Genomic DNA, 11,878 nt, shown 5'->3' with positions numbered 1-11,878 from the left:
CGGACCCGCCGTGCGCGGCCGCCCAGCAGGCGCTCCAGGGCCTTTGATCCGGTCCTGGGTGATCACCTGGCGGGGGTTTCTTGGCAGACTGCGCGCCATGGTGGGGAGACGCGGGTGGTGGGTGGCCGCTGCGGTGGCCGCGTTGTTCGGGCTGAGCGGAGTGCAGGCGCCGTACGGAGGGGCCGTACCGAGGGGCGAAGCAGGCTCGGCCGGTGAGCGGACCGAAGTGCGGGACAATACGCAGGAGTTGTTCTACGCGGCGCTCGATCCGAAGGACGCCGACGGGGAGGACCCGCACCTGACGCTCGGCTTCGGTCACGAAGGGCCGCTGACCGGCCCAGAGGTAGAGCTCGACACGACCGGGCTGCGGGGCGTCGCCGAGGTCGCGGACGGCGGAGGCTGCGAGCGGCGGGGCCGCACGGCCGTCTACGCGTGCGCGGTGGACGTCCCCAGTGAGGGTGACGCCACGGTGGTCGTGGGCCTGAAGGCGCTCCCCGGGAAGCCGGGCCGCACCGGCACCCTGCGCTACACGCTCACCGCCGACGGAATAGCACCGCTGCGCGGCAGCACCACCGTCGTCGCCGGCCGGCCGGAGCTGCGTGTCATGGACGCCGCGCCGCCCGGCGGACTCAAGCCCGGTTCGGTCTTCCGGCAGCGGCTCGTGGTGCGCAACGAGGGCGACCTCCCGGCGCACGGCGTGCACCTTTCCCTGAGCCTTGACGACCTCTCCGTACGGGCCCTGCCCTCGAACTGCCGGACCACCGAGGGCGGCAGGAAGGCGACCTGCCGGTTGGACGGTGCAGTTCTGGCGCCGGGGCAGACCGCCGAGGTCACGCCGGCACCGGCGCTGAAGGTGGACCCCAAGGGAGTTTCTATCGCGCTGCAGTACTCCGCCTGGGCCGAAGGGACCTACGTGCCGGTCGTGCCGTACAACGCCGGGAAGCCCCGGCCGGGCGACGGGACTCCGCTCCGGCTCACCCGCCCGGGCCGCATCCCCGAGAACGCGGCGTTCGCCCGCTCCCAGGACGCGCCCTTCCATGTGCCCAACAAGACGGACCTGCAGGCGCGGGGCACCTCGCTGCGCGGCGACGTGGGGACGGGCAAGATCGTCACGATCGGCTGGCGGCAGAACGGCCCCTCCGAACTAGCCGACGGGGGAGCCGAGTTGGTCTTCGAGGTGCCGCCGGGCGCCGACGTGGAGGCGGCACCGTACGACCACGAGCGGGACGAGGAGATGCACGACCAGGTCTGTGAGCCCGCCGACGCCGGCAAGCGGACCTGGGTGTGCAAGCAGCCCGCCGACGCCGGCGAGGACGTCCGCTACGAGTTCACGCTGCGCATCGCCCGCAAGGACTCCCGGCCCGGCTCTGTGCGGATCTCCGTCCCGGACGCGGCGGCGGAGTGGGTGACCGATCCGGACCCGGCGAACGACGTGGCCGAGGTGAGCCTCGAGGCGACCGGCGAGGCGCCCGCGCCGAAGCCTGCACCGGACTCCGATGACGGTCCTGCTCTGTGGGCCGCGGCGGCCGGTGGTGGCGTCATCGTGCTGACCGGTGTGGCGATCCTGGTCAGGCGCCGCTTCAGCGCGTGACGAGTCCGCGCTCGGGGTCCGCGGTGACTCGGCCCTGGTACAGCGTGGGCTCGCAGTTCTCGCCGTTGGGCTGGGACTTGCGCAGCTTCACCGTCGCGCGCTCGTCATATAGTTCGCGTCCCTGCGCGGACACAGTGACACGCACCGGCACGGACACCGCGCCGATGTCCTTCTTGAGCTCGATGAAGAAGCTGGGCCGCGGGTCGGGGTCCAGCTTCTCCACGTCGTACTCCCGGCAGGTCTCCTGCGCGCAGATCCGCACATGCAGCGGCCCCTTGCGCACCTCGTCCATGAAATCCGCCGGGTCCCACTGCACACCGACCCCCGAGTAGCCGCCGACCTTCGTGCAGACCTCGCCACCGCTGCCCGCCCCCGTGCCACATGCGGTGGCCAGCAGTACGGGCAGCGCGAGCAGCCGCCAGTGCTTCGTCATCTCGTCCCCTGTGCATCCCCGCCGACACCCGGCTGTCCACACCGTATGACGCCCCGAACTGCATGGCTCTACCCCGAGCTAGGCAAGCCCCGGCAGGATGCATGTCGGGCGCGCGACCGCGTGCTCACGACGAGAGGACCCGCAGTGGGCGACGCCGTCACGGGCGCGAGCACCGAACTCATCCGCACCGTCGACCTCCCGCGACACACCCTGTGGGACCTGATCACCGACGTCACGCGGTTCGGCGAGTGGAGCCCCGAGTGCATTTACGGTGCCTGGCTCGACACCGCGTCACCGGGACCGCGCGCGGGTGCCCGCTTCCAGGGCCGCAGCCGGTACCCGGACGGTTTCGTGAGCCAGGTCGTCTGCGAGGTCACCGAGGCCACGGAGCCGTCCGTTTTCGCGTGGGTCGTCCTCGACGAGACCGAGGACGCCGCACGCCCCGGCTCGATCTGGCGCTACGAACTCTCCCCGGCGGACACCCCGGACCGCACCCGGCTGCTGCACCGCTTCGAGCACGGCCCCGGCATCACCGGCACCCGCCTGGCCGCCGAACGCGACCCGGCGTCCCTGCCCAAGCGCCTGCGGGACATGAACGCGAACATGGCCGCGACCGTCGACGCGATGCTGCGCCACGCACACGGCAGGGTATGACGAGAGGGCCCCGTTCCGCATGGAACGGGGCCCTCATCTCGCACGGATCAGACAGGAACGCGGATCACCAGATCCGGACGCGCTCCTGCGGATCCATCCACAGCCCGTCGCCCGCGGCCGTGGCGAAGGCCTCGTGGAACTCGTCGAGGTTACGCACGATGTTCGCGCGGAACTCCGGCGGCGAGTGCGGGTCGATCGTCAGGTACTGCTGCTCCTGCTCCTTGCGGCGCTTGGTGCGCCAGCAGAACGCCCAGTTCATGAAGAGCCGCTGGGAGCCGGTCAGTTCGTCCTTCACCGGCACCGGCTCGCCGCCGAGCGCGATCTTGTACGCGGTGTGGCCGATGGTCAGACCGCCCAGGTCGCCGATGTTCTCGCCGACCGTCAGCTGCCCGTTGACGTGCTCGCCGGGCAGGTTGCGCGGCGAGAAGCCGTTGTACTGCTCCACCAGCGCCTGCGACTTGGTCTCGAAGGCGCTCTTGTCGGAGGCCGTCCACCAGTCGTTGAGGTTGCCCGCGCCGTCGTACTGCGCGCCCTGGTCGTCGAAGCCGTGCCCGATCTCGTGGCCGATGACCGCGCCGATGCCGCCGTAGTTCTCGGCCGGGTCGGCGTCGGGGGAGAAGAACGGCTTCTGCAGGATGCCCGCGGGGAAGCAGATCTCGTTGGTGCCGGGGTTGTAGTACGCGTTGACCGTCTGCGGCAGCATGAACCACTCGTCGCGGTCGACGGGCGCACCGATCTTCGCCAGCTCACGGTCCGATTCGAAGGACGCGGCCGCCTGCGCGTTGCCCAGCAGGTCGTCCGCGGTGACCGTCAGCTTCGAGTAGTCGCGGAACTTGTCCGGGTAGCCGATCTTCGGCCGGAACGTCGCGAGCTTGTCGTACGCCTTCTGCTTCGTCTCGTCCGTCATCCAGTCGAGCCGGCTGATGGACTGCCGGTAGGCCTCCAGGAGGTTGGCGACCAGCTCGTCCATCATCGCCTTGGACGACGGCGGGAAGTGCCGGGCCACGTACTCCTTGCCGACCGCCTCGCCGACGGCGCCCTCCACGAAGGACACCCCGCGCTTCCAGCGGGCGCGCAGCTCCGGCGTGCCGTTGAGGGCGCGGCCGTAGAACTCGAAGTTGTTGTTCACGAACGCGTCCGTGAGATACGGCGCGCACGCGCGCAGCACCCGCGCCAGCGTCCAGTCGCGCCACTGCTCGATCGGCACCTCGGTGAGCAGGCCCGACAGGTGCGTCAGGTAGGAGGGCTGGCGCACACAGGTCTCGGCGATCGTCTTGTCGCTGCCGCCGAGGCCGGTGATGTAGCCCAGCCAGTCGAACTCGGGGGCCAGCGCGACAAGTTCGTCGAAGGTCGTCAGGTTGTACGTCTTCTGCACGTCGCGCGTCTCGGCGCGCTCCCAGTGCCCTGCGGCGAGCTTCGTCTCCAGGGCCAGCACGGAGGCGGCGGCCTCGGCGGCCGAGGCGTGACCGGAGAGGGTCAGGAGCTCCGTCAGATAGCCGACGTACTTCTCGCGGATCTCGGCGAACTTCTCGTCGCGGTAGTACGACTCGTCGGGCAGACCGAGGCCGCCCTGGAGCAGGTTGAAGATGTACCGGTCGGAATTCTTGTCGTCGGTGTCGACATACGCCCCGAACAGGCCGGAGCCGCCGACCCGCTCGAAGCGGCCGAGGAACGCGGCGAGCTCCCTTACGTCGGCGATCCGCCCCGCCTCGTCGAGCAGCGGCTGTGCGGGAGCGAGGCCCTTGGCGGCGATCGTCCCCTCGTCCATGAACGAGGCGTACAGCGCGGCGATCCGGCGGGCGTCGGCGTCGTCGCCGCCCTGCTCGGCCAGCTCCTGAATGATCTCCTTGACCTGCTCCTCGGCGACGTCGACGAGCTGGACGAAGGGGCCCCAGCTCGACCGGTCGTCGGGGATCTTCTCGGTGTCGAGCCATACGCCGTTCACATGGCCGAACAGGTCGTCCTGCGGTCGGATCTCGGGGTTCATGCCCGCGCGGGCATCGTCCAGAATGCTCATCCATGCAGCCTATGCGAGGGCGGGGCCCGGATGGAGCCCGTGCGGGATCCCGATCGGGGTACCGGCCGGTCCCGCCCCGCCGCAGCCCGGTACGTCCCCCAGGACAGCCGCCCGGTACGTCACCCGCGACAGTGAGGTCCGCCGCATGGCCACTCCCGTGATCCTCGACTGCGACCCGGGGCACGACGACGCGTTCAACATCCTGCTCGCCGCCGCCCACCCCGCGATCGACCTGCTCGCCATCACCACGGTCGCGGGCAACCAGACCGTGGCGAAGACCACGCTCAACGCCCGCCGTGTCTGTACGGCTGCCGGGATCGAGGGCGTCCCCATTGCGGCGGGCCGGGACCGGCCGCTGCACGGGCCGGTGCGGGTGGCCGCCTCGATCCACGGGGAGTCCGGGCTCGATGGCCCCGGCTTCGCGGACCCGACCGTTCCGCTCGACCCGCGCGACGCCCTCACACTCCTCCACGACACTCTGCTGACCCACCCGGAGCCCGTGACGCTGGTGCCGACCGGCCCGCTCACCAACATCGCCGCACTTCTGCTCGCATATCCCGAGGTCAAGGAGCGCATCGCGCGGATCGTCCTGATGGGCGGCTCGACAGATCGCGGGAACACGACCCCCGCCGCCGAGTTCAACATCCACTGCGACCCCGAGGCCGCCGACCTCGTGTTCACCAGCGGTCTGCCGGTGACGATGATCGGCCTCAACGCCAGCCACCAGGTGCTCGCCACCCCGGATGTCATCGCGCGCGTCGAGGCCCTCGGCACGCCGCTCGCGCGGGTCTGCGGCGAGATGCTCGGCTTCTTCTCCGACCGCTACCGCGAGGTTTTCGGCCTGCCCGGGGCGCCCCTGCACGACCCTCTGACCGTCGCCCACCTCATCGACCCGGAGCTCCTCGGGTGCGTCCGCGCGCACGTGGCCGTCGAGCTCCACGGCCGTCACACCCGCGGCGCCACGGTCGTCGACCTGCACCGCGTCACCGGACAGGAGCCCAACGCGGAGGTCGCCACCGAGGTGGACGTGGACCGGTTCTGGGATCTAATCACCGGCGCGGTACGCAGCCTCGGGGACCGTCAGTCCTGACAGCGGCCCGCCCAACCCTGACCGAATCCGATCGTTGTGGCGTGCACACATCATCCGTCAGCCTTACGTGCATGACCTGGCCCTCGCGCCGCGGCGACGCGGCTGAGATCGCGCTCAAGTTCCCCGGCCGCGCCGAGCAGTGGGGCCGGGCGCTGCGCACCGGCGACCCGCTCGCCGACGCCGTCTTCGCCGAACTCGCCACCCGGGGCCGGGACGCGCGCCGCGCCCTGCTCGACGGCCTGCGCGGCGGACTCGGCTCCCTCGACTCCCCGCCGCCGGCCGTCGCGGCGCTGCTCGCGGACGCGGAGTCGGTCACGTCGCCGTACGACATCGACCGCGGTGCGTACGTGGCGCTGACCGTGCCGCCCTTCGCGCACAACATCGCGCTCGGCCAGGGCGCGCTGATCAACACGTACACCGCGCCCGCCATCGCCACGGTCCTGACCGCGACCGGCCGCCTCACCACGATGGCCGGGCGCCGCCTCGACGAGACCGGCAAGTGGCTGCTGCAGGCGATGCTGCCCGGCGGTCTGGAGCGGGGCGCCGACGGCTACACGGCGACCGTGATGGTGCGCGTCCTGCACGCGCGGATGCGTGCCGCCGCCCTGGAGCGCGGCTGGGACGAGGAGGCGTGGGGCACCCCGATCGGCCAGGCCGACCTGGTGCGCACATGGCTCGACTTCACGCTCACCTCATATCGCGCGCTCGCCGTCATGGGCTACGACTTCACCGACGACGAGCTCACCGACGTCTACCGGCGCTGGCAGCACCAAGGCAGGCTGCTCGGCATCGACCCCGCGCTCCTCGACGGCCTCACCGGCCACGAGGAGGCGGCGAAGCTGGCCGACCTGATCGCCCTGACGGACGAACCGGCGACGGCCGACACCCTCGCCCTGGTCCGTGCCCTGCAGGACGCCGCGGTCGAACAGCTCGCGCCCTTCTTCGGCGGCCCGGACCTCACGGCCTCGCTGATCCGGGCTTTCGCCCGCCTGATCCAGGGCGACGAACGCGCCGACACCCTGGCCGTCCCGCCCAGTGAACTCACCCCGCTGCTCCCGGTGTTGACCCTCGGCGCTGCCGAGTCCCGCCGCCTGGCCCGGCAGCTTCCGGACGAGTGGGCGGCCCTCCAGCACAACCACCGCGCGGCGATCGACGAGATCCTCGCGGCCCCGGACACTCCGACGGCGTACGAGTCGAACCTCACCTGACTCTCAAGGTGAGGTCGAGGGTGAGGCTTCACTCGACGTGACGTGCAGGCCGTGCGCGCGGAAACTCGGGTGCCCACGGCGAGGCCGCCGCCTCATACTGGCCGGATGTCCGCCCAGCCGACCCGGTTCCGGGACCCTCGTACGACGCGCTACGACTACCTGGTGCGCTCGGTCCTGGTGCGCTGCCCGGCCTGCGCACGGCAGGCCCAGGTCGTCCGGGTCGAACCTGCTCGGGACTTCTGGGGATCACGCCGTCTGAGCTGCACGTACTGCGGTCTGTCGCGGACGACCGCGGGCGGCCGTCTCACCTTCACAGGCCGGGCGTACACGCCGACGGACCCCTGGTTCGGGGTTCCGCTGTGGCTGAGTACGCGGACGCGTCACGGCACCGTCTGGGCGTACCACCACGAACACCTCACGCTCATCCGCTCGTTCGTCGCCGCCAGCCTGCGCGAGCGCGCCCCTTGGTACGAGCGCAGCCGCAAGATGACGGTCGTGGCGCGCCTGCCCCGCTGGATGACCAAGGCGGGCAACCGGGACGAGGTGCTGCGCGCGATCGACCGCATCCGCCGCGGTGCGCCGCGCTGACCCGGGGGCGCCGCGCACCCCGTCAGGTGTCACTTGCGCCAGAACAGGTGGTGCGTGATGCCGCTCGGGCTGGGCACGACCTCCAGGTGGTAGCGGTCGAGGAGTTCGTCGGGGGATTCCCAGAGCTTCAGGCCGGTGCCGAGCTTCTTCGGTGCGACGGCCACGTGCAGCGTGTCGACGAGGCCGGCGTCGAGGAACCGCCGGATCGTGCTGACCCCGCCGCCGAGGCGTACGTCCTTGCCCTGTGCCGCCTCCCGCGCCTGCGCGAGCACCGTGGCCGGGTCGCCGCCGACGAAGTGGAACGTGGTGTCGGAGAGCGAGAACGACGGGCGCGGGTGGTGGGTCATGACGAACACCGGCGTGTGGAACGGGGGCTCGTCGCCCCACCAGCCGAGCCAGTCGTGGTCCTGCCAGGGACCGCGCTGGGGTCCGAACTTGTTGCGGCCCATGATCTCGGCGCCGATGTTGTTCGAGTAGTCGCGGGTGAAGTAGTCGTCGATACCCCGGGTGCCGCCGGGTGCGGTCCGGTTCGGCCAGCTCGCCGTGGCGCCCGCCCAGGCGAGCAGGTTCCGGGCCCGCTCGTCGCCGAACGGATTCTCCAGGCTCTGGTTCTCGCCGGCGGCGACGCCGTCGGCGGAGACGGTGAAGTTCATGACCTTGAGCAGCTGCTGTTGCATGCGATTCCCTCGCTCGGTCCGGGTGCTTCAGTGTGCGACGAGGTGCCGTACACCCACATGTCGAACGACGAGCGCCCGGATCGACAGCGCGCGGGAATCTTTCCGAAGTTTTCTTCCGGTGCCTGTCGTCACGCGCTGGGCGGGATCGTCCCGGCCGCCCGCTGCAGCGCGTCGAGCACCGGCCGCAGCAGCGGATGCTCCTCGGCCCCGCGGCGGACCGCGGCGAAGACCCGCCGCGTGGCGACCACGTCGTCCACGGGCCGTACCGCCGTGTGGGAGAGGTCCGTGTCGCGCAGCGCCGAGCGCGGCACCAGGGCCACGCCCGCGCCCGCGGCGGCCAGCGCTACCACCGCGCGGAAGTCGTCCGAGGAGTGCTCGAGGCGTGGCTCGAAGCCCGCGTACTCGCAGGCGAGCACCATCACGTCATGGCAGGGGTTGCCGGGGTACGGGCCGATCCACGGCTCGTCGGCCAGCGCGGCCACCGCAACGGTGTCCGTGGAGGCGAGGCGGTGGCCCAGCGGAAGGACCGCGTCGAAGGGCTCCGCGTACAGCGGGATGCGGGTGAGCCGGTCGTCGGCGCTCGGCGCGCCCCGGTACTCGACCGCGACCGCCACGTCCGCCCGCCCGTCGAGCACCATCGGCAGGCTCTCGTCGCCCTCGGCGTCCCGCACCTGGATCCGCAGGCCCGGACGGGCGCGGCTCAGGTCGGTGATGGCGGGGGCGAGCACCACCGCGATGCCCGTCGCGAAGGCGGCGACGGTCACCTCGCCCGCGTCGCCCGAGGTGTACGCGGCGACCTCGGCCTCGGCCCGTTCCAGTTCGGCGATGACCTGGCTCGCGTGCCGGAGCAGGATGTGCCCCACCCCGGTCACACGCATGCCTCTTTTGTCCCGTTCGAGGACTTTGTGCCCCAACTCCTGCTCCAGCGCGGCGATCTGCTGGGAGACGGCGGAGGGGGTCAGATAAAGCGCCGCGGCCGCGGCAGTCACCGTCTGGTGGTCTGCCACGGCCTGCAGCGTGCGGAGCCGGCGTGCGTCGATCACACCGCCGATTCTGCCAAGGAATCAGACCGCCGATTCCGCCAAGGCCGCACGGGCGTCGACGAACGCGTCGACCGCACGGTTCACGTCCTCGGTGGAGTGCGCCGCCGAAAGCTGTACGCGGATACGGGCCGCGCCCTGCGGAACGACCGGGTACGAGAAGCCGATCACGTACACACCGCGCTCCAGGAGCAGCTCCGCCATGCGCGCCGCCTTCGCCGCGTCACCGATCATGACCGGCGCGATCGCGTGGTCGCCGGGCAGGATCTCGAAGCCCTCCTCGGTCATCCGCGAGCGGAACAGCGCGGTGTTCGCGTTCAGCTGCTCGCGCAGGTCACCGGCCGACTCCAGCAGGTCGAGGACCTTCAGGGAGGCGGCGGCGATCACCGGGGCGAGGGAGTTCGAGAAGAGGTACGGGCGCGAACGCTGACGCAGCAGCGCCACGATCTCCGCGCGCGCGGCCACGTAACCGCCGGAGGCGCCGCCGAGCGCCTTGCCGAGCGTGCCCGTGATGATGTCGACGCGGTCCATCACACTGTGCAGCTCCGGCGTGCCGCGGCCGCCCGCGCCCACGAAGCCCACCGCGTGCGAGTCGTCGACCATGACCATCGCGTTGTACTGCTCGGCCAGGTCGCAGATCTCGCGCAGCGGCGCGACGTAACCGTCCATCGAGAAGACGCCGTCGGTGACGATCAGCTTGCGCCGCGCACCGGCCGCCGCGGCCTCCTTGAGCTGGTGCTCCAGGTCGGCCATGTCGCGGTTGGCGTAGCGGAAGCGCTTGGCCTTGCACAGGCGGATGCCGTCGATGATCGAGGCGTGGTTGAGGGCGTCGGAGATCACCGCGTCCTCGGGGCCGAGCACCGTCTCGAAGACACCGCCGTTGGCGTCGAAGCAGGACGAGTAGAGGATCGTGTCCTCCTGGCCGAGGAACGACGACAGACGCGCCTCCAGCTCCTTGTGCACCTCCTGCGTACCGCAGATGAAGCGCACCGACGCCATGCCGTAGCCCCAGCGGTCGAGGGCCTCGTGGGCGGCGGTGATGACCTCGGGGTGGTCGGCGAGACCGAGGTAGTTGTTCGCGCAGAAGTTGAGGACCTCGCCGGGGCGGCCGCCTGCGGTGACGTCGACGGTCGCGGACTGCGGGGTGCCGATCACGCGCTCGGGCTTGTGCAGGCCCGCCGCCTCGATCTCTTCGAGGGTCTGCTGGAACTGGGCGCGTACGGAGTCGAACATGAGGGGTTCCTTCTCAGGGGTCGCGGCGTTCGGAAGAAGGCGGGGCAGGGCCGGTCAGGCCGTCCAGTCGAGGATGACCTTGCCGCCGCGGCCGCTCGCCGCGTCGTCGAAGGCGGCCTCGAAGTCGTTGTGCGAGTAGCGGCCGGTGATCACCGGCGCGAGGTCGAGGCCGCGCTCCAGGAGGACCGACATCGCGTACCAGGTCTCGAACATCTCGCGGCCGTAGATGCCCTTGATCGTGATCATCGAGGTGACGATCCGCGCCCAGTCGACCGCGAACTCCTCGGCGGGCAGGCCGAGCATGGCGATCTTCCCGCCGTGGGTCATGTTGGCGACCATGTCGCGCATCGCGCGCGGGTTGCCCGACATCTCCAGACCCACGTCGAAGCCCTCGCGCAGACCGAGGGTGCGCTGGCCGTCGGCGATCGAGGACTCGGCGACGTTGAGCGCGAGACTGACGCCGACCTTGCGGGCGAGCTCCAGACGCTCCTCGCTGACGTCCGTGACGACGACGTTGCGCGCGCCGGCGTGCTGGGCGACGGCGGCGGCCATCAGGCCGATCGGCCCGGCGCCGGTGATCAGGACGTCCTCGCCGACCAGCGGGAAGGACAGCGCGGTGTGCACGGCGTTGCCGAACGGGTCGAAGATCGCGGCGACATCGAGGTCCACGGGAACGCGGTGCACCCATACGTTGGATGCGGGCAGCGCCACGTACTCGGCGAATGCGCCGTCCCGGCCGACGCCCAGACCGACGGTCGCGCGGCACAGGTGCCGCCGCCCGGCGAGGCAGTTGCGGCACTTGCCGCACACCAGATGGCCCTCGCCGCTCACACGGTCGCCGATGGCGATGTCCTGCACGTCACGGCCGGTCTCGACGACCTCGCCGACGAACTCGTGCCCCAGGACCAGCGGCGTCTTGATCGTCTGCTGCGCCCAGCCGTCCCAGTTGCGGATGTGCAGGTCCGTGCCGCAGATGCCGGTGCGCTGCACCTTGATGAGGACCTCGCCGTGGCCGATGACGGGCTCGGGCACCTCCCGCATCCAGAGTCCGGGCTCCGCCTTGTCCTTGACGAGTGCCTTCACCGGGGGAGCCTCCTGAGTTCGTGATCATGCCGGGCCACTCCTCAATCTGCCCGGCCGCGGGGGTGGAGTCCATCAACGATTTCTTAAGCCAACCCGCAGGAGTGCTTCATCTGGCGCAAGGGGGTTCGAGCGGCCTCGTACGCAGGGCCGACGGGCCCGGCCGGCGGACCGTCAACCGGGCGTATGCACCACACGTCCGGTCCCGCCCGGGCGGTGGGTGAAGGCCTGCGCCCCTAGGGTCCCGAGGAAGGCAGCAAAACGGGA

General features: G+C 71.0%; 11 protein-coding genes. 5 read left to right on the top strand and 6 right to left on the bottom strand.

Annotated features, from left to right (window positions below; genetic code table 11):
* Positions 1 to 97 precede the first annotated feature (97 nt).
* Positions 98 to 1,591 carry a hypothetical protein gene (locus ACIBI4_RS05465; protein WP_399202283.1) on the top strand — a complete coding sequence of 498 codons (1,494 nt, stop codon included), beginning with the start codon at positions 98 to 100 and terminating at the stop codon, positions 1,589 to 1,591.
* On the opposite strand, the gene ACIBI4_RS05460 is transcribed toward ACIBI4_RS05465, so the two are convergent.
* A complete protein-coding gene (locus ACIBI4_RS05460; protein WP_399202282.1) occupies positions 1,581 to 2,024 on the bottom strand; it encodes a hypothetical protein in 444 nt (147 codons plus the stop codon). The genes ACIBI4_RS05465 and ACIBI4_RS05460 overlap by 11 nt on opposite strands.
* Positions 2,025 to 2,168: 144 nt before the next feature.
* On the opposite strand from ACIBI4_RS05460, the gene ACIBI4_RS05455 reads away from it, so the two are divergent.
* Entirely contained in the window at positions 2,169 to 2,678 is a 510-nt protein-coding gene (locus ACIBI4_RS05455) for an SRPBCC family protein (protein WP_399202281.1), read from the top strand.
* 64 nt (positions 2,679 to 2,742) lie between these two features.
* On the opposite strand, the gene ACIBI4_RS05450 is transcribed toward ACIBI4_RS05455, so the two are convergent.
* Positions 2,743 to 4,695: a M13 family metallopeptidase gene (locus tag ACIBI4_RS05450; RefSeq protein ID WP_399202280.1), complete on the bottom strand. Its 1,953-nt coding sequence runs from the start codon at positions 4,693 to 4,695 to the stop codon at positions 2,743 to 2,745.
* 145 nt (positions 4,696 to 4,840) lie between these two features.
* Here ACIBI4_RS05450 and ACIBI4_RS05445 point away from each other — a divergent pair, with 145 nt between their 5' ends.
* The 3 genes from ACIBI4_RS05445 to ACIBI4_RS05435 all read left to right on the top strand — a co-directional run bounded on the left by ACIBI4_RS05445 (position 4,841) and on the right by ACIBI4_RS05435 (position 7,581).
* Positions 4,841 to 5,785, top strand: coding sequence for a nucleoside hydrolase (locus ACIBI4_RS05445; RefSeq protein WP_399202279.1), 945 nt, complete (start codon positions 4,841 to 4,843; stop codon positions 5,783 to 5,785).
* 71 nt (positions 5,786 to 5,856) lie between these two features.
* On the top strand, positions 5,857 to 6,993 hold the full coding sequence (locus ACIBI4_RS05440; RefSeq protein WP_399202278.1) for an oxygenase MpaB family protein: 1,137 nt from the start codon (positions 5,857 to 5,859) through the stop codon (positions 6,991 to 6,993).
* Between the two features lie 105 nt (positions 6,994 to 7,098).
* A complete protein-coding gene (locus ACIBI4_RS05435) occupies positions 7,099 to 7,581 on the top strand; it encodes a hypothetical protein (RefSeq protein WP_399202277.1) in 483 nt (160 codons plus the stop codon).
* A 29-nt stretch (positions 7,582 to 7,610) separates the two neighbouring features.
* Here the strand turns inward: ACIBI4_RS05435 and ACIBI4_RS05430 are convergent, their stop codons facing one another.
* The 4 genes from ACIBI4_RS05430 to tdh form a co-directional block, all read right to left on the bottom strand.
* Positions 7,611 to 8,258 carry a dihydrofolate reductase family protein gene (locus ACIBI4_RS05430; protein WP_399202276.1) on the bottom strand — a complete coding sequence of 216 codons (648 nt, stop codon included), beginning with the start codon at positions 8,256 to 8,258 and terminating at the stop codon, positions 7,611 to 7,613.
* Between the two features lie 128 nt (positions 8,259 to 8,386).
* Entirely contained in the window at positions 8,387 to 9,301 is a 915-nt protein-coding gene (locus ACIBI4_RS05425) for a LysR family transcriptional regulator (RefSeq protein ID WP_399202275.1), read from the bottom strand.
* A 21-nt stretch (positions 9,302 to 9,322) separates the two neighbouring features.
* Entirely contained in the window at positions 9,323 to 10,531 is a 1,209-nt protein-coding gene (locus tag ACIBI4_RS05420) for a glycine C-acetyltransferase (RefSeq protein ID WP_399202274.1), read from the bottom strand.
* 54 nt (positions 10,532 to 10,585) lie between these two features.
* Complete coding sequence (gene tdh, locus ACIBI4_RS05415) at positions 10,586 to 11,614, bottom strand: L-threonine 3-dehydrogenase (RefSeq protein ID WP_399202273.1); 1,029 nt, start codon at positions 11,612 to 11,614, stop codon at positions 10,586 to 10,588.
* Positions 11,615 to 11,878 lie beyond the last annotated feature (264 nt).

The sequence above is a fragment of the Streptomyces sp. NPDC050418 genome (assembly GCF_044458745.1).
Lineage (GTDB): Bacteria > Actinomycetota > Actinomycetes > Streptomycetales > Streptomycetaceae > Streptomyces.
Note: the sequence above shows the minus strand (reverse complement) of the source record. Positions and strands in the feature narration are given on the sequence as shown.